Source organism: Nocardia suismassiliense (assembly GCF_900269665.1).
GTDB lineage: Bacteria > Actinomycetota > Actinomycetes > Mycobacteriales > Mycobacteriaceae > Nocardia > Nocardia suismassiliense.
The window spans coordinates 2,729,785-2,747,232 of the sequence record NZ_LT985361.1; the positions used below are offsets into that span (position 1 = coordinate 2,729,785).

Consider the following 17,448-nt stretch of genomic DNA (forward strand, 5'->3'; position numbering starts at 1 on the left):
GGAAACCTGTTCATCAGCGGACTCGGGAGAGGAAGGCGCGGGTGCGCGGGTGGCGCGGATTATCGAGGACCGCATCGGGCGTGCCCTGTTCGACGATCGCGCCCGCGTCGAGAAACACCACGGTGTCGGCGATCTCGCGAGCGAAGCCGATCTCGTGGGTGACGATCACCAGCGCGGTGCCGCCGTGCGCGAGATCGCGGATCACGTCGAGCACCTCGCCCACCAGTTCGGGGTCCAGCGCGGAGGTCGGTTCGTCGAACAGGATCACCCTGGGGCGCAAGGCAAGTGCTCGCGCGATCGCCACCCGCTGCTGCTGCCCACCGGACAGCCTGCGCGGGTAGGCGTCGGCCAGCTCGCCGATGCCCACTCGTTCCAGCAGGATTCGTGCCTCCGCCTCGACCTCCTTGCGGTCGCGGCGTTGCGCGGAAAGCGGTGCGAGCGTGACATTGTCGAGCACCGTCAGGTGCGGGAAGAGATTGAAGTTCTGGAAGACGAACCCGATGCGGGAGCGCTGCTTGCGCACCTCGCGGTCGGGCAGCGCGTGCAAGGTGTTGCGGCGCAGCCGATAGCCGATCAGCTCGCCGTCGATGCGCACCGTGCCCGCGTCCAGCGCCTCCAGATGATTGAGCACTCGAAGCAGGGTGGACTTGCCGGAGCCGGACGGGCCGATCACCGTCACCACTTCACCCGAGCGCACCGTCAGGTCGACCCCGCGCAGGACTTCTTGCGCGCCATAGGATTTGCGGACGCCGCGGACCTCGACGGCGGGCGCGGCGGTCATCGGGTCGCTCCGCGCGGTGCGGTGGCGCCGGATTCGGCGACCTCGCGCAGCTTCTGCCAGGCCCGGTGGACCGGTGACGGCGGTGGCGTGCGCTGGGTGCCCTTGGCGTAGTGCCGTTCGATGTAGTACTGCGCCACCGAGAGAATGGTGGTGAGGACGATGTACCAGGCGGTGGCCACCAGCAGCAGCGGCACCACCCGCCCGTTGCGGCCGTAGATCACCTGGACCTGGTAGAACAGCTCCGCGATCGCCATCACCGACACGATCGAGGTGCCCTTGAACAGGCTGATCACCTCATTGGTCGCATTGGGCAGAATCGACCGCATGGCCTGCGGAACCACGATGGTGCGGAACTGGCGCACCCGTGGAATGCCCAGTGCGGCAGCGGCTTCGAGCTGCCCGGCATCGACGGAGATGATGCCCGCCCGGATGATCTCGGCCGAGTACGCCGCCTGATGCAGCGCGAGTCCGATCACCGCCGCGGTGAACCCGCTGATCACGCCGTTCACCTCGAAGGTGAAGAACGCGGGACCAAAAGGAATGCCGACCGACAGCGTGTTGTACAGGTAGGCGATGTTGAACCAGAACAGCAGTTGCACGATGAGCGGAATCGAGCGGAACGCCCAGATGTAGCACCACGAGATCACCCGTAGCACCGGGTTGCCGGACAGTCGCGCGATGGCCAGCGCGGTGCCGAGCAGGAAGCCGAGAGCGGTACCCCACGCGGTGAGTTCCAAGGTCACCTTCAACGAGGCGAGCACCGACTTCGCGGTGATGTACTGCGCGAAGGTCGGCCAATCCCAGCCGGGATTGGTGACCAGACCGTGGATGAACTGTGCGAGCAGGATGAGCGCGATCGCACTGACCACCCACCGCCACGGGTGCCATGTCTTGGCGACGGTGGGTGCGGCATCCTCGGCACCGAGCAGGTGAGTCGTAGGGGCGACCGGGTCGTCGCCGGCGTCGGTTTCGCCGGGTACGGCGGTGGCGGGCGCACTCATGTCGAGGGCCTTCGGGAGAACGAACGAGACCGCACCACATCGGGCCGCGGGCACATCACCCGGCCAGCGACGGGTGCACAGACTGGCTGCGGGTCAGCCCCGACAGCTCGCGGACGTCACCTTGCACTGATCGATGTGGCGACGGCCCCAACGGGTGCCCGGGGCAGCGGAAATGATCACTTCGGTTCCTCCATCGGTCCCGGCGGAAGCACCCGCACCCGGTGAACCGGGGGGTTGCTGCGACGTCGACGAGCCAGGTCTCTCGGTCGCTCTGGATGGTTGTCGCCGATCCGGACACCGGCTGATGTCAGGGGCGGGCCGAATTATCATGCCCAGCAGGCGAACCCTGAGACAAGGGAACTAATCACCGTGAGCGTAAACCTCGCCGCAGGGCGGATATCGGGGGTGCCGCGGCGGTGCGCCGGTAGGACACGCCGATCACTTGCCAGCGCCTATATCGCCTGTTCACGGCGTTTGCGGGAGTACCGTCAGCCTTCGATCGCGTCGTTGATGAGGGAGGTCTCCGTGGCTGTACCGCGCCGTTCGACCATACTGTCCGCCGTCGCGACCTGCTCGGTCGCGCTGGCGCTCGCCGCACCGACCGTAGGCGCGACGCCACCCGCCGCAGCACCGGTTTCGCCCGCTACGGCGGCCGACCGTCCGGCGCAGACCGGCACCAGCACGCTCAGCGATCTGTTCGGCGTCTACAACACCGCGGTCGAAGGGCTGCGCGCCGCCGGCATGCAGCCGTTCCTCTACCCGACCGCATCCGCGTACTGCCTGAACGGCACCTCCCTCGGCCTCGCCCCGGCGGTGGCCGCCGCCGTGCCCGGCCCGTGGCCCAAGACCACGCTCGCCATCCCGGGCCTGGACTTGACCGCCGTCAAGTCGGGCCAGACCATGTTCACCTTCGTGCCCTACGGCCTCGGCCAGGACGGGCCGGACACCACCGGCATGCAGGTCGCCTGGCTGAACCTGACCAGCGGCCGCGGCGGCATGGCATCGATGGGCCCGCTGTCCTCGGTGTTCGGCGCGATGATCCCCGCCGAAGTCCCGGCAGCCCTGCGCCCGATGGCCGAACGCGCCATCCAGGACTTCTTCTTCGCCGCCCTCCCGATGGGTGGCGTCCGTGCGGTCCCGGTCGACACCGGTCAGGGCACCGTGCTGGCCGCGGTCTTCGGCACGGTCGAAAACGGCGGCAAGTCCTGCTTCTTCCTGCCGACGGTGGGCATCACCGAGGTCCCCTAGAGCCTGTCACAAAGTCCCATCCAGCCCCGGATGCATGAGGCCGGACTTCGCGACAGGCCCTAGATCGCGCGACCCTTCCAGCGCAACGGGCCCCGTCGTCGAGCGCGATGGGAGCGTGCCCACAACACCAGGTATGCGGCCACCGAGAACGGATGAGCCATGGCCGCAAGGAAATCGGTGCGGGTGAGTGGTCCGCCGGTCTCGGTGGCGCGAGCCAGCAACCTGCCGGTGACAGCGGCCGTATAGCCGAGAAGACCGACCCGGCGGAGAGAGCCACGGCCACGGATCGCGGCGAACGGCGGCAGCCAATACGCCAGGGCAGCAAGCGTTCCCACGGTCGCGCCACCCGCGACGGTGCCGCCGTACGCCGACCACAGCCAGCGGGTGTAGCCGGTGTCGAGTTCGGCTGCGTCCTCGTACATTCGGGTGCTCGCCAGGCGTCCGGCGGCGACGAGCACAGTGGATTGTCCTGCGCGGCGCAGTGTTCGGGCGATGTCCAGATCCTCGGTCGCACTGGCGGCGACCGAGGCATGCCCGCCGATGGCGCGGTAGGCGGCGGTGTCGAACGCCAGAAACTGGCCGCAGGCCACCGAAGTGGATGGCCGCAGGCTGCGATCGGCCACCGCGATCGGCAATGTCGCGGCCCACGCCCAGCACAGCAGCGGCTGCACCAAGGCCTCGATCGGAGACTCGGCCCGCTGCCTCGGCCACGGCGACACCAATGCGACCCGCCGCCTGCGTAATTCGCCGACCGCCGCCGCGATCGCGTCCGGTGCCAGCCGCACGTCCGCATCCACGAAAACCAGCACCGGCGTCACCACCGCTTCGGCCAGTCGCACACACGCGGCGGCTTTCCCGGTCCAGCCGGGCGCAGGCGCGGTCTCGTTGCGCAACACAGTGATTCGTGGGTCCCCGGCCGCCGCGTCGACCGCCACCGCAAGGGTGTCATCGTCCGACGCGTCGTCGAGAATTACCACGCTCATGCGCGCCACCCTGCGCTGTGCCCGCAGATCGGCGATCAACCCCGGCAGTCGCGCGGCCTCGTTCCGAGCAGGCACGCACACGGTCACCGGCTCGATCACCTCGATCGGGCTCGCTACCAACTGCCGCACCGTAATCCGGTTGTACAGCGCAATTCCAGCGCCGACCACCGATATCCCGGCACCGACCCGGGTCAGCCCGAGCCATCCGGCACACAAGCCACCGCGCGACGCGAGTCGGCCCTCGCTCAGCGACCCTGCTTGACCGTTTTCCACCAGCGACTCCAGGAGAGACCGGTGGGGGCACCCGGTGCGGGCGGGTTGCGATCCATGTAGGCCATGGCGGCGATGACGGCGGCCACGGCGAGGGTGATGCCGCCGACGATGCCCGCCCAGCCCGCGAACGAGCGGGTGTTGGGGTCGGCGTAGCTGACCTCGGCGCGCAACGGGGAGACGTCGCCGGCGGGCAGTTTCCAGGAGACGATGTTGTCGCCCTCGCGGTTGCCATTGGTCTTGGCGACGCGGGCCGGGAACGCGACGGTGAACTGGACGTCGGAGCCGTGCGGCGGCACGGATTTCAGGTCGACCCGGCCGCTGAGGCTGACCAGGTCGCCGGTGCGCTGGAACTGCAGTTGGAACATGCCCTGGGTCTGCTCGGACAGCTGACCGAGCTGGCCGACCTCGCCGAACGACATGTCTTCGAAGAACACCTGGCTGCCGACGTACCCGTCCTGGGTGTAGGGCTCGACGCGCACCTTCGCGGCGAGCGAGTCGGGCGCCTTCAGCTGCGGGCCCTTGTCATTGGGTTCGACGGGCACGACCGCGGCGACGATCCGCCCGGACACCCGGTCGTTGGACGACACACCCATCGACACCTGCACCCGCAGGCAACCCGCGAGCACGGGGACCAGCAACGCCGCGAGCAGAACGGCCGCGGCGACACGCACTCCAGGGCGGGGCGTCCGCGGCGACGGTAGTACCGGGGCATCGGGCATCGTGGTGACGGGACTCGGCTGCACGGAGACATCGTGCCAGGCCATCCGTCCAGATGGCCACGCGACGGGCGGAACGGGGCACGCGATGTGCTTCGGCTAGTCCGCCGGATCGGGTCGCGGGCAGAAAAAGCCGAGGTGACGCAGCAGTGGCAGGCCGAGAGCGGCCAGTGCGATCCCGCCGTAACCGGCCGAGAACGGCAGTCCGAGGAACACCGCGTGCGCGAGGACGGACCCGAGCCAGGTCCACAGGAAAACGGCCACCGGCACCGCGAGCCGGGAAACGGTGTCCAGCCCCGCTGACGGATCCGGCGTACCTGCCGGCACCGGCGCCGCGCGCTCCCACACGGTCAGCAACCCAGCCATGAGCAGCGCCACCGCGAACCAGCCGAGGTAGTTGGTATACGGAATTTCGGCGATACCGGGCAATCCGGAGCTCTGGTCACACCACGTCCACTGACCGTCGGCGACCATCTGCGGGTCGAGGAACAGATCCCAGCCGACCGCACCCACCGCCAGCAGGCCGACCCGGGCCACCGCGCCGCGCGCGAGCAGCCCGGCGACCACCCAGATCGGATACAGCCCACCGGTCCAGGCCAGCGGCACCACCAGCGGCACGCCACCGAGCGCGGGCCCCAGCCGATCCATCGCGTACTCGTAACACCCGAACGGCAAACCTGTTGCGGTACCGATGATCTCGGCGGCCAGCCCGAGCCCGGAGACGATCACCAGAAACCCGGCCGCATAACGTATTCCGCGCGTCGCCGTCGCATGCGCCAACGCCGTGCCCGCCGACAGCAGCACGACCACGACCGTCACCCGATCCCGCCCGTCGCCGGACGTCAGCGGATAGGCGATCTGCACCAGGATCAGCACCCCGGCGAGCACCGCAGGCACAAGCCGGCGCACTGTCACGGGTGCGCCGACTTCCGCCACAGCCGCACACTTTCTGAGTTCCCGCAGACGAAATCGCATGCGATTCGGTGTGCGGGCAGCCGAAAGGTGTGCGTCTGCTCTGGGCTGGGTGCGGTTCGTCATCGGTTGCGCAGCAGGGGGAATCGGTTGCGGCGCAGATCGCGCAGCGCGAGGTGGGCGGCGCTGCGCCCGCTGGCGCCGGACACTCCGCCGCCCGGGTGCGTCGACGCGCCGGTCAGATACAGCCCCGGAGCGCCGGGTACGCGCTGCCCCGACAGTTCCGGCAGCGGCCGCCACATCATCATCTGATCCAGCGACATCTCCACGTGCATCACATTGCCGCCGAGCAGCCCCATCTCCCGCTCCAGGTCGACCGGCGTCTGCACAAACCTGCGCAGCACGGTATCGGCGAAACCCGGTGCGTAGGAGTCGACTTCGGCAATGATCCGGTCGCCCTCCCGCTCGGCGTGCGCGGCCCACTCGCTGCCGTCGGCCAGCCGGTACGGGTGCCACTGCGCCCACAGCGAGAGCTGATGCTCCCCGGGCGGGGCGATGCTCGGATCCAGCGCACTGAAACTCATCGCCAGCACCACCGGCCGCGGCGGCAGGTCCCCGGCCGACGCCGCCCCGTGGGCCAGCCGGAGCTGCCGCCGGTCGGACACGAGAAACTGGAGACCACGGGCGGATTCGTCGACCGAGCTGCCGGGATAACGCGGCAGCGAGCTGGTGGCGACCCGCACCACCATCCCGATGCCGGGACCCACCCGGATGCGCCGCCGCCAGTCGTCGAGCACACCGGCGTCGAATCCGCCCGCGCGCAACAGATCCAGCGTGGTCAGCACGTGCGAGCCCGCGATCACGATGTCGGCGTGCAGGTTTCGTCCCGAGGCCGTGCGGACCCGCCAGCCCGCACCGTCGCGCCGCAGCGCGGTCACGGCGTCACCCGGGGTCACCACGCCGCCGTCGGAGCGCAGCCGGGCAACCAGCGCCGCGGACAGCGCGCCACTGCCGCCGACCGCGCGGCCCGGCGGCAGGGTGTGCATGAGCGCGGCGAACCCGACCATCGGCGCGGTGCCCGGCTCCGACATCGGCGGGCCGGACTGCGCGCCGAACCAGGCCAGCGACGCCTTGAGTCGTTCGTCCTGAAACATACTGTCCAGCAACGCGTCCCCGGACTGCAGGAACTCCCGCGACAGCGCGCTCCCGCCGTTCTTCGCGTCCAACCCCCAGAACGAGCGCAGCAACCGGCCCGGCGTGGGCCCACCGCCGAACGCCCGCATCACCCTGGTACTGCGCGGACCCCACACTTCGACGAACCGCCGATACGCCGACGCGTCCCGCTCGCCACAGGCGGCGGCGATCGACGCGCAGGTGGCATCCAGGTCGCGGTGGAACACCAGCGGCGCGTGCTCGCCGCCGGCGGGCGTGAAACCCCAAGGGTCGCAATCGATGTACCGCAGGCCGAAGCGGGCGAGCTCCAGCTCCTCGATTATCCCGGTGTGCCGCACCATGATGTGCGCGGACGAGCCGCGATCGACCAGATGGCCCGGGAACCGTTCGACGGTCGACACCGCGCCGCCGAGTACCTCGTCGCGTTCGAGCACCTCCACCGCGTGCCCGGCGCGCGCCAGATAGCACGCGGCGACCAGCGCGTTGTGGCCCGAACCGACCACCACGACCGTCACGTGACCCTCATCGCGGTACCTCGCGGGTCCCTCGGATTCCGAGGGCACCGGAGCGTCACAGCGGCAGCCGCCGTCCCAGAATGGCGAACGGCCGATTGTCGCCCGCGAACACGAAATTCCGTACCACGTCGGTGAATTCCTGCCGCCGATACAGCCGCCAGGCCCGGTTGTCCTCCTGGTCCACCTCCGGGGTGGACAGCAGCACGGCCTGCTCGGGCCGATCCCGCAGCAGCCGTTGCAACAGCGTGGAGCCGATGCCGAGCCCCTGCGCCGCCGGGTGCACGTGCAGCTCGGTCAGCTCGAAATAGTCCGAAAGCAGTTCGCGCGTCGAATGTTCGGGCCAGCCGGAGCGCCGCATCCCACTGTGTACCTGCTGGTGCCACCACTGGTGCGGTGCGCCGTGGTAGCCGTAGGCGATCGCCACGATCGGCGCGGACCGTAGGTCGACATGCCCGGAATCATCGGGGACCACCGCGGCCACGGCCTGCCAGCCGGGGCGGGTGGTGTGCTCGGTCCACATCGGCGCGCGATGGTGTTCGGTGCCGCGCGGATAGTCCATCGCCGCGACATACACAGCCAGCGCATCGTGCAGCCGGGAGCGCAGTGCCGTGACGGACAGGTCGACGACGACAGGTGCGGGGGTGTGATTGGGCTTGACGGCGGTCATGGCTCTCGTCGGGTCCACAGCGGGCGCGGAAGTTTGTCGGTGGGCGTCTCTATATTCAATCTCAATTCAAACGTTCGAATACCTGTTCGGTCACACCAAGGCGGTGTTGGGCACGGGTAAGCGAGGGCGGAGGGACTCCGAGATGTCTAATCGGGTCGAACATCCGGGACAGCCCGGTCGAGCGGGCAAGCTGCTGCAACGCGCCGATGGCCTGCTCATGCAGGCGGCGGGGGAGCGGGACCCGCGCGAGCGGTTCCGCACGGCGTATCTGGCCGCATTACGCGGGGCGGGCGCGGTGATCGCGCTCACCGGCGCCGACAACGCGCCGCGGGCTCGGTCGCGCAACGCGTGGGTGCTGCTGCAGTCCGCCGCGCCCGAGTTCGTGATGTGGGCCGATTACTTCAGCGCGCGGTCGGAGACCAGGGCCGCGCTGGAGGCGGGGCTCGATCGCGACATCGACGATGACGAGGCCGACGAGTTCTATTCGCGGGTAGGAGCATTCCTGCACGACGTCGAAGATCTCCTTACCGCATCGGCTCGATTGCGCCCCGCGCCGGGGTGGACAAACGGCATGACCGGATAGTGACAGGCGGCACGCCCACATAGTTATGAGCGACTAGGTGGTACGGCCCTGATCGAACTCGTATCATTGGTGACAGATAGCCGCCAAGGTCGGCTATCAGTCGCCTACCCGGAGGCGACAGCCACGCCTAGTGCCGGGGGAGGTACCGTGCCACTCTCCGAGCACGAGCAGCGCATGCTCGAACAGATCGAGAGCGCGCTCTATGCTGAGGATCCGAAGTTCGCGTCGTCCGTCCGCGGCGGGCGCCTTCGCTCGACCTCGAGTCGTCGCAGACTCCAGGCCGCGGCCTTGTTCGTCCTTGGTCTGTTTCTACTCGTCGCCGGCATCGCTGCTCCAGTGAAGCCCGGCGGCTTCCCGATCATCAGTTTGGTCGGATTCATCGTCATGTTCGCCGCAGGCGTACTGCTGCTGGTCGGCAGTTCCAAGGGCATTGCGAAGGGTGATCGGGCCGGCGGCGACGCCGCGCCCGGTAGCCCAGGCGGTGGAACGACCGGACAGCGTGGACGCCAACGCAAGTCCGGCGGTTTCTCCGAGCGCATGGAGGACCGATTCCGGCGACGGTTCGAGCAGGAATAGCTCGCCCGTAGCCTGACAACTCCAGACCACGGCGACGCCGCACCGATCAGGTGCGGCGTCGCCGTCTCGCGTGCGCCGTCGCCCGCGCCGCCGAGGCGCGCCGCGCGGGTTTGCCGCGCTTGCTCCACATCTCCCCACAAGATCCCCACTTCACCCCCTCGTTCGGCCGAGCCAAGGGGCACCTGGGCGTTTGCTGGGTGTTTCCGGGCCTTTGTCCATGCGGACTGTGCGTGTCGGCAGAACACGCAAAAAGTTCTCCACCACAGTGATAGCTGGGATGACCTGCGAAATCGTCTGGGTCGGGAGCCAGATCACCGGCAGTTTCGATTGAAAGTGGGGGAAAGTGGGGTAATGTGGAGCGCGCACTACAGGAAAGGCCGACCATCGAGGTGATCGACTAGGGAGGTATCGAGTTGTTTCTCGGTACCTACACACCTCGGCTGGACGACAAGGGGCGACTCACGTTGCCTGCGAAATTTCGAGACGATCTGGCGGGAGGGTTGATGGTCACGAAGGGTCAGGACCACAGCCTTGCCGTGTACCCCAAGGAAGAGTTCACCGCGCTCGCTCGCCGGGCCGCGGCGGCATCTCGAAGTAATCCGCAGGCGCGCGCATTCGTCCGGGCCCTAGCGGCTGGAACGGATGAACAACGTCCCGACGCGCAGGGCCGGATCGTGTTGTCGGCCGAACATCGGCGCTACGCAAACCTGCAACGGGATTGCGTGGTAACAGGCTCGGTCGATTTCCTCGAAATATGGGACAAGCAGGCGTGGGACACCTACCTCGCCGAGCACGAGGAGGATTTCTCGCAAGCGAGAGACGAGTCGCTGGGCGGAATCTTCTAGCCCCGAGCGAACGAGTGCCGCGCGGCCTCTGCCCGGACGCGGACCCTGACGTACTTCCCCGACGCCAGGTGCCGAGGTTCGGTCAGAGACCACGAGGCATTCGTCTCCGGCAACGGTTTCTTCAGACAAGGCGACCCGTGCGCGGTGCGCGACGAAGCGAGGCAGATCCCGGGAGGTCGAGGTGAACCGTGAGCAGGACGGCCCCCGCCATGTTCCTGTTCTGCTCGGCCGGGCCGACGCGCTGCTCGGGCCCGCGCTCACCGAACCCGGTGCGGTCTACCTCGACGCGACCCTCGGTCTCGGCGGACACGCCGAACACTTCCTGCGCACCTACCCCGGTCTCCGGCTGGTCGGTCTCGACCGGGATACCGCCGCGCTGAAACTGGCCGCCGAGCGGCTCGCGCCGTACGCGGACCGAATCACGCTGGTGCACACCCGATACGACGGGATCGCCGAGGCGCTCGACCAAGCCGGCCTGCGTGCCACGGGATCGGTCTCCGGCATCTTGATGGACCTCGGCGTGTCCTCGATGCAGCTCGACGAGGCCGACCGCGGCTTCGCCTACTCCGTCGACGCGCCGCTGGACATGCGGATGGACCCCACCACCGGGCCCACCGCCGCCGACGTGCTCAACACCTACAGTCACGGCGACCTGGCCCGCGTGCTGAAAACCTATGGGGACGAACGCTTCGCGGGCCGCATCGCCTCGGAGGTGCTGCGCCGCCGCCAGCAGAAGCCGTTCACCACCAGTGCCGAACTGGTCGAGCTGCTCTACGCGGCCATCCCGGCGGCGACCCGCCGGACCGGCGGGCATCCGGCCAAGCGCACCGTCCAGGCGCTGCGGGTGGAGGTCAACCGCGAGCTCGATTCGTTGCGCGCCGCGCTGCCCGCGGCCCTGGATGCGCTGCGGATCGGCGGCCGCATCGTCGTCATGTCGTATCAGTCACTCGAGGACAAGGTGGTCAAGCAGGAGTTCGCGCCGCGCGCGGCCTCCAGGACCCCCGTCGACCTACCGGTCGAATTGCCCGGCATGGGACCGGAATTCCGGATGCTGACCCGTGGCGCGGAGAAGGCGACCGAGGAGGAAATAGCGGAGAACCCGCGTGCCGCACCCGTCCGGATGCGCGCCGCGGAGCGAATTCAGGAGGTCGGATGAGACATGAGCTTGTCCGGCCGGCCGGGTGTGGGGCCTGGACAAGGGAGGCCGGTAGTCCCGCACAGACTCACGAGGGGACAGTATGAGTATTCGGACGCGGACCGTCGACGCACCCGGGCGGATCGCCCGCCGGGTCCATGACTCCGAGCGGGTGAAATCGGGTGCCGCGCAACGGGCTTACGCCCGCCGCCGGACCCGCGCCGAAACCCGTTCCGACGCACCGGTGCTGCCGAAGCGCCAGGGTTCGGTGATGGCCTCGCGCATTCCGTTCGTCGCGGCGATCATCGCGTTGCTCGGTTGCGGTCTCGCGCTCACCCTGCTGCTGACCACCCGCGCCGCGGAGGACAGCTACCAGCTCGGTGACATCAAGGCGACCAACAAGCGGCTGGCCGACGAACGGGCCGCGTTGCTGCGTGATGTCGAGGCGGCCGATTCCCCGCCCGAACTCGCCGCCCGCGCAAGGGAACTCGGCATGATCCCGGCCAAGGACCCGGCCCGGTTGGTGGTCGAGCCGGACGGCACCGTGACGGTGATCGGCAAACCGACGCCCGCTCAGGGCCCGCCGGTGCCGCCGCTGAACGTCTCGCCTACCGGTCCGATCGGCCCGCAGGCGGGCTATGCGCAGGCCCGTGGTGAGCGCGTGATGCCGGTGACGACCACACCACCGCCGCCGCCGGCGCTGCCGCCCGCGCCTGGTAGCGCTGCGGCGAACAATGCGCAGGTGAACGCGGCTCCGGCGAGCCCGGTTCCGGTCAGCCCGGTCCCGCAGGCGCCTGCCGAGGCCGCTCCGCAACAGGCCGAAGCTGCGCCGCCCGCTGCGGATGCCGCGCTGGGACAGGCGGAATCCACTCAGCCACAGGTACTTCCAGACGGAGGGCAGCGGTGACCCAGACCAGGCCCGCGCCGCGCAGGCGTCGCGAGCCTGGTCCGAGCAAGGCCGCCAGACCGCGCACCGCCGCGCCCAAGAAGAATCAGCCGCTGCGCAGGCGGCTGGGCGCGGGGCGGATCATCATGCTGATCGCCCTCGGTGTCGTCGCGCTGCAACTGCTGTGGATCCAAACCATCAACGCGCCGAGCCTCTCCGCGCAGGCCGCGGACCAGCGCACCACGCACGAGCCCGACTACGCCATCCGCGGCCCGATCACCGACCGCAACGGTAAGTCGCTCGCCTACACCATCGCCGCGAAACAGCTGCATTTCCAGCCGGTCCCGGTCCGCAAGCAGCTGGCCGACAACAAAGCCAAGAACCCCAAGGCGCCCGACCCGGACGAGCGGCTCAAAGCGATCGCCAAGACCGTGCACGACAAGCTCGGCAAGGCGGGGCCCTCGGAAGCGGAACTGCTCGCGAAGCTGCGCAGCGACGAGACGTTCGTATACCTGGCGCGCGGCGTCGACCCGCGGATCGCGGCGGACATCCGCACGCAGTTCCCCGAGGTCGGCGCGGATGCCCAGTATCCGAGGGAGTACCCGGGCGGTTCGCTGGCGGCCAACGTCATCGGCGCCACCGGCTGGGACAGTCACGGCCAGATCGGTCTGGAGTCCTCGCTCGACTCGGTGCTCGCGGGCACCGACGGGTCGCGCACCTACGACCGCGGCTCCGACGGCACCGTCATTCCCGGCAGCTGGCGCGACAAGCAGGACGCCGTGAACGGTAATGGCGTCGAACTGACCCTGGACTCGGATCTGCAGTACTACGTGCAACAGCAGGTACAACAGGCACGGGACATGTCCGGTGCGAGCTCGGCCTCCGCGGTCGTGCTCGATGCCAAGACCGGGCAGGTGCTGTCGATGGCCAACGACAACACGTTCAATCCCAAACTGCCGTCGAAGGATTGGGCCTCCGCCGACATGGACAATCCCTCGGTGACCGAGGTGTTCGAGCCGGGGTCGGTGAACAAGATCGTCACGGCGGCCGCGGCCATCGAGTACGGGCTCACCAATCCGGATGAGGTGCACCAGGTTCCGGGCAACATCCGGATGGCGGGGGTGACCGTCAACGATGCGTGGCAGCACGACGTCGCGCCGTACACCACCACCGGCATCTTCGGTAAGTCCTCCAACGTGGGCACGCTGATGCTCGCCCAACGGGTCGGCGAGGACCGCTTCGCCGACATGCTGCATCGGTTCGGGCTGGGCCAGCGAACCGGGGTCGGCCTGCCGGGCGAGAGCGCGGGCGTGGTCCCGGCCCGGGATCAGTGGTCGGGCGGCACCTTCGCCAATCTGCCCATCGGTCAAGGTCTTTCGATGACGACGCTGCAGATGACGGCCATGTACCAGGCCATCGCCAACGACGGTGTCCGCATCCCGCCGCGCATCATCAAAGCCAAGGTCGCGCCGGACGGCACCCGCACCGACGAGACGCAGCCCGACGGCGTGCGCGTGGTGAGCCCGCAGACGGCCGCGACGCTGCGCACCATGTTCCAGTCGGTAGTCCAGCGTGATCCGATGGACGCCAACGAGAACGGCACCGGCGGGCCCGCCGCGATCGAGGGCTACCAGATCGCGGGCAAGACCGGCACCGCGCAGAAGGTCGACCCCAGCTGCGGCTGCTACTCGACCTCGTCGTTCTACATCACCTTCGCCGGCATCGCCCCCGCCGACAACCCGCGTTACGTGATCGGCCTCATGCTCGACAATCCGGTGCGCAGCTCCGACGGCAGCGGCGGCCAGTCCGCGGCGCCGCTGTTCCACAACATCGCCTCCTGGGCGATGCAGCGCGACCGCATCCCGCCGTCGCCGGAGCCGTCCAAGCGATTCGTACTGCAGGCCGACTGAATCGGTGTGGTGCCGGGATGAGCCGAGCAGACGGCAACATATGGGCGCGTTGCTGACCCGTGATCGGCCGTCGGTAACCTGACTCGTCGTCCCAGTCCCCGCCCGTATCAGAGAGGAGCAATGTGCCTGCGCAGTCCAGCCAGCACGCGCTCCGGCCCGCTCGCCCACCGTCGACCGCGCTGACCGCCGTGCAGGCGCTGACCGGCGCCGCGGCGACCGGACCCGCGTTCGACGAGATCCAGGTCACCGGAGTCGAGCAGCGTTCGCAGGCGGTGCGGCCCGGTGATCTGTTCACCGCCCTGCCCGGCGCGCAGGCGCACGGTGCCCGGTTCGCCGCCGACGCGGTCGAGCGTGGCGCGGTCGCGGTGTTCACCGATGCGGCGGGTGCGGAGCTCGCGGGGGAGCTGACGGTGCCGGTGCTGGTGCGTGAGGATCCGCGCGCGGTGCTCGGCGAGCTGTCCGCGGCGATCTACGGCAACCCTTCCGAACAGCTGCGCATCGTCGGCATCACCGGCACTTCCGGCAAAACGACCACGTCTTATCTGGTGGAGGCCGGGCTGGCGGCGGCGGGCCTGTCGACCGCGCTGATCGGCACCATCGAGACCAGGATCGGCGGCCGACGCGTACCGAGCGCGCTGACCACCCCCGAGGCGCCGCAGCTGCACGCGATGTTCGCGCTGATGGTCGAGCAGGGCGTGGACGCGGTGGTGATGGAGGTGTCCAGCCACGCGCTGGCGCTGGGCCGGGTGGACGGGGTCCGCTTCGCGGTCGGCGCGTTCACCAACCTGTCGCAGGACCACCTGGACTTCCACGCCGACTTCGAGGACTACTTCGCCGCCAAGCGCAGGCTGTTCGAGCCGACCTCGCCGGTGGCCGCGCGCACCTCGGTGATCTGTGTCGACGACGAGTGGGGCGTGCGGCTCGCCGCGGGGCTCGACGGCCCGATCACGGTGTCCACCACCGGAACCGGTGATTGGCGGCTGGACGGCGCGATCGCGGCGCACGGCGGCGAACAGGAATTCAGCGCGGCCGGACCCACCGGCAATATCGCTGTGCGACTACGCCTTCCGGGGCGCTACAACGTCGCCAACGGTCTGCTCGCGGTCGCCGTGTGCGCCGCCGCCGGGGTCGACGCCGCGGTCGCCGCGCCCGCCTTGGCCACCGTCGATGTGCCGGGCCGGATGCAGCGGGTGGAGCGCGGCCAGGACTTCCTCGCGATCGTCGACTACGCGCACAAGCCCGCCGCGCTGGAATCGGTGATCGCCACGCTGCGTGGCCATCTCGCGGCCGACGCGCCGGAATCGCCGGGACGCCTCGCCGTGGTGGTCGGTGCCGGTGGTGACCGCGATGCGGGTAAACGTCCGCTGATGGGCGAGGTGGCGGCCCGTGGCGCCGATCTGCTGATCATCACCGACGACAATCCGCGCAGCGAGGATCCGGCGCAGATCAGGGCCGCGCTGCGGTCCGGCGCGCTGGCGGTGGCCGAGGACGCGCGCGGCGTCGTGCGCGAGATCGGCGATCGCGCCGAAGCCATTGCGGCGGCGGTGAATTGGGCTCAGCCCGGCGACGTGGTACTGGTTGCGGGTAAGGGGCACGAGGCCGGACAGGAGATCCGGGGCGTGAAGCACCCCTTCGACGACCGCGACGTGCTCGCGGCGGCACTGGACAAGCGAAGTCCGCACAACGCGGACGCGGAGGACTTGACGGTTTCATGATCGAGATGACACTGCGGGAGATCGCGGACGTCGTCGGCGGCACGCTGCACGACGTCCCCGACCCGGAGGTGCGGGTCACCGGTTCGGTGGAGTTCGATTCGCGCCGAATCGGTTCCGGCGATCTGTTCCTGGCCCTGCCGGGGGAGCGGTCCGACGGCCACGACTACGCCGCCGCGGCGGTCGCGGCCGGTGCGATCGCGGTGCTCGCGGCCCGCCCGGTGGGCGTGCCCGCCATCGTCGTCACGCCGAGTCCCGGCTCGGTGCCGTCGAGTTCGGTTGCGCTGGCGGCCGATTCGGACGGGTCCGGGGCCGCGGTGCTCGCCGCGCTCGGCGACCTGGCCCGGGCCAGCGTGCAACGCCTCACCGCGGCAGGCACTCTCACCGTCGTCGGGGTGACCGGGTCCTCGGGCAAGACCTCCACCAAAGACCTGCTCGCCGCCGTGCTCGCGCCGCTGGGCACCGTGGTCGCGCCGCCGGGTTCGTTCAACAACGAGCTCGGCCATCCGTGGACCGCGTTGCGCGCCAACGCCGATACCCGTTTCCTGGTGCTGGAGATGTCGGCCCGCGGGCCGGGGCATATCGCCGCGCTCGCCGAGGTGGCGCCGCCGAGCATCGGCGTCGTGCTCAATGTCGGCACCGCGCACCTCGGTGAGTTCGGCAGCCGCGAGGCCATCGCCAAGACCAAAGGCGAACTGGTGCAGGCGCTTCCGCCGACCGGGCTGGCCGTGCTCAACGCCGACGACCCACAGGTCGCCGCGATGACCGCACGCACGACCGCCCGCGTGGTGATGGTCGGCCAGTCCGACAACGCCGACGTGCGGGCCACCGATATCCGGCTGGACCACGAAGCACGCGCCGGATTCACCCTGCACACCCCGGCGGGCAGCATCCCGATCCAATTGGCCGTGCACGGCGAACACCAGGTCGGCAACGCACTGTCCGCGGCGGCGGTCGCGCTGGAATGCGGCGCGGACCTCGAGACCATCGCCCGGTCGCTGTCCGGGGCGCACGCCGCCTCGGCCCGCCGGATGGATGTGCAAACCACCGCCGGCGGCGTGACCGTCGTCAACGACTCCTACAACGCCAACCCCGATTCCGTCCGCGCCGCGCTGAAAGCCCTGGTCACCATGTCGCGCGCGGGCGAAAGACCGCGCCGCAGCTGGGCCGTGCTCGGCGAGATGGGCGAGCTGGGCGAAGAATCCGTCATCGAACACGATCTGATCGGCCGGCTCGCGGTGCGGCTGGACGTGCACCGGCTGATCGTGGTGGGCACCGGAAGGCCGTCCCGGGCGATGCATCAGGGAGCGGTGATGGAAGGCTCATGGGGCGAGGAGGCGATCCTCGTGCCCGACATCGGCGCGGCCATCGCGTTGCTCGACGACGAAGTCGAGGCGGGTGATGTGGTGCTGGTCAAGGCGTCGAAGTCGGTGGGCCTCTGGGAGGTCGCCGAACACTTGATCAATGCGGAGCCATCCAGCGGACGTACGGGAAGCACGGAGGCAAGGGATTGAGCGAGCGAGTCATCAAAA

Annotated in this window: 16 protein-coding genes and 1 riboswitch; of the genes, 9 read left to right on the forward strand and 7 right to left on the reverse strand. The window is 69.4% G+C overall.

All coding sequences use genetic code 11. The annotated features are described in order from the left end of the window. Window positions 1-13: 13 nt before the first annotated feature. Window positions 14-781, reverse strand: a complete 768-nt coding sequence (locus tag DBO33_RS12295) for an amino acid ABC transporter ATP-binding protein (protein WP_107655148.1) — start codon at window positions 779-781, stop codon at window positions 14-16. Next, window positions 778-1,782: an amino acid ABC transporter permease gene (locus DBO33_RS12300; protein ID WP_234390802.1), complete on the reverse strand. Its 1,005-nt coding sequence runs from the start codon at window positions 1,780-1,782 to the stop codon at window positions 778-780. The genes DBO33_RS12295 and DBO33_RS12300 overlap by 4 nt, the downstream gene beginning before the upstream one ends. A 187-nt stretch (window positions 1,783-1,969) precedes the next feature. Beyond that, window positions 1,970-2,064: riboswitch (SAM riboswitch) on the reverse strand. Between the two features lie 243 nt (window positions 2,065-2,307). Here DBO33_RS12300 and DBO33_RS12305 point away from each other — a divergent pair. Beyond that, entirely contained in the window at window positions 2,308-3,030 is a 723-nt protein-coding gene (locus tag DBO33_RS12305; RefSeq protein ID WP_234390803.1) for a hypothetical protein, read from the forward strand. A gap of 59 nt (window positions 3,031-3,089) precedes the next feature. Here the strand turns inward: DBO33_RS12305 and DBO33_RS12310 are convergent, their stop codons facing one another. The 5 genes from DBO33_RS12310 to DBO33_RS12330 form a co-directional block, all read right to left on the reverse strand. After that, a complete protein-coding gene (locus tag DBO33_RS12310) occupies window positions 3,090-4,208 on the reverse strand; it encodes a glycosyltransferase (protein WP_234391355.1) in 1,119 nt (372 codons plus the stop codon). Window positions 4,209-4,258: 50 nt separating this feature from the next. Beyond that, window positions 4,259-5,005 (reverse strand): LppM family (lipo)protein, encoded by a 747-nt coding sequence (locus DBO33_RS12315; RefSeq protein ID WP_234391356.1) that lies wholly within the window; start codon window positions 5,003-5,005, stop codon window positions 4,259-4,261. Window positions 5,006-5,101: 96 nt separating this feature from the next. Next, window positions 5,102-5,917 (reverse strand): carotenoid biosynthesis protein, encoded by an 816-nt coding sequence (locus DBO33_RS12320; protein WP_325050710.1) that lies wholly within the window; start codon window positions 5,915-5,917, stop codon window positions 5,102-5,104. Window positions 5,918-6,036: 119 nt separating this feature from the next. Further along, window positions 6,037-7,602, reverse strand: coding sequence for a phytoene desaturase family protein (locus DBO33_RS12325; protein ID WP_107655150.1), 1,566 nt, complete (start codon window positions 7,600-7,602; stop codon window positions 6,037-6,039). A gap of 55 nt (window positions 7,603-7,657) precedes the next feature. Beyond that, entirely contained in the window at window positions 7,658-8,269 is a 612-nt protein-coding gene (locus DBO33_RS12330; RefSeq protein ID WP_107655151.1) for a GNAT family N-acetyltransferase, read from the reverse strand. A gap of 142 nt (window positions 8,270-8,411) precedes the next feature. On the opposite strand from DBO33_RS12330, the gene DBO33_RS12335 reads away from it, so the two are divergent. From DBO33_RS12335 to DBO33_RS12370, 8 genes are all read left to right on the forward strand, one after another. After that, window positions 8,412-8,852 (forward strand): SAV_6107 family HEPN domain-containing protein, encoded by a 441-nt coding sequence (locus DBO33_RS12335; protein WP_199856593.1) that lies wholly within the window; start codon window positions 8,412-8,414, stop codon window positions 8,850-8,852. Window positions 8,853-8,999: 147 nt separating this feature from the next. Beyond that, window positions 9,000-9,428: a DUF3040 domain-containing protein gene (locus tag DBO33_RS12340; RefSeq protein WP_107655152.1), complete on the forward strand. Its 429-nt coding sequence runs from the start codon at window positions 9,000-9,002 to the stop codon at window positions 9,426-9,428. 413 nt (window positions 9,429-9,841) lie between these two features. Further along, on the forward strand, window positions 9,842-10,273 hold the full coding sequence (mraZ, locus tag DBO33_RS12345) for a division/cell wall cluster transcriptional repressor MraZ (RefSeq protein ID WP_107655153.1): 432 nt from the start codon (window positions 9,842-9,844) through the stop codon (window positions 10,271-10,273). Between the two features lie 181 nt (window positions 10,274-10,454). Beyond that, window positions 10,455-11,429: a 16S rRNA (cytosine(1402)-N(4))-methyltransferase RsmH gene (gene rsmH / locus DBO33_RS12350; RefSeq protein ID WP_107655154.1), complete on the forward strand. Its 975-nt coding sequence runs from the start codon at window positions 10,455-10,457 to the stop codon at window positions 11,427-11,429. A gap of 82 nt (window positions 11,430-11,511) precedes the next feature. Beyond that, on the forward strand, window positions 11,512-12,315 hold the full coding sequence (locus DBO33_RS12355; protein ID WP_199856594.1) for a hypothetical protein: 804 nt from the start codon (window positions 11,512-11,514) through the stop codon (window positions 12,313-12,315). Beyond that, window positions 12,312-14,204, forward strand: coding sequence for a peptidoglycan D,D-transpeptidase FtsI family protein (locus DBO33_RS12360; RefSeq protein WP_407670508.1), 1,893 nt, complete (start codon window positions 12,312-12,314; stop codon window positions 14,202-14,204). Before DBO33_RS12355 ends, DBO33_RS12360 begins: the two co-directional genes overlap by 4 nt. A gap of 122 nt (window positions 14,205-14,326) precedes the next feature. Further along, window positions 14,327-15,919: a UDP-N-acetylmuramoyl-L-alanyl-D-glutamate--2,6-diaminopimelate ligase gene (locus DBO33_RS12365; protein WP_107655155.1), complete on the forward strand. Its 1,593-nt coding sequence runs from the start codon at window positions 14,327-14,329 to the stop codon at window positions 15,917-15,919. Further along, complete coding sequence (locus tag DBO33_RS12370) at window positions 15,916-17,430, forward strand: UDP-N-acetylmuramoyl-tripeptide--D-alanyl-D-alanine ligase (RefSeq protein WP_107655156.1); 1,515 nt, start codon at window positions 15,916-15,918, stop codon at window positions 17,428-17,430. The genes DBO33_RS12365 and DBO33_RS12370 overlap by 4 nt, the downstream gene beginning before the upstream one ends. Window positions 17,431-17,448: the final 18 nt, after the last annotated feature.

Bases quoted from the DNA above. Each gene is read 5' to 3' on its own strand.
- DBO33_RS12315 (WP_234391356.1), bottom strand. From the start codon at position 5,005: ATGCCCGATGCCCCGGTACTACCGTCGCCGCGGACGCCCCGCCCTGGA.
- DBO33_RS12300 (WP_234390802.1), bottom strand. From the start codon at position 1,782: ATGAGTGCGCCCGCCACCGCCGTACCCGGCGAAACCGACGCCGGCGAC.
- DBO33_RS12295 (WP_107655148.1), bottom strand. From the start codon at position 781: ATGACCGCCGCGCCCGCCGTCGAGGTCCGCGGCGTCCGCAAATCCTAT.
- DBO33_RS12355 (WP_199856594.1), top strand. From the start codon at position 11,512: ATGAGTATTCGGACGCGGACCGTCGACGCACCCGGGCGGATCGCCCGC.
- DBO33_RS12335 (WP_199856593.1), top strand. From the start codon at position 8,412: ATGTCTAATCGGGTCGAACATCCGGGACAGCCCGGTCGAGCGGGCAAG.
- DBO33_RS12370 (WP_107655156.1), top strand. From the start codon at position 15,916: ATGATCGAGATGACACTGCGGGAGATCGCGGACGTCGTCGGCGGCACG.
- DBO33_RS12330 (WP_107655151.1), bottom strand. From the start codon at position 8,269: ATGACCGCCGTCAAGCCCAATCACACCCCCGCACCTGTCGTCGTCGAC.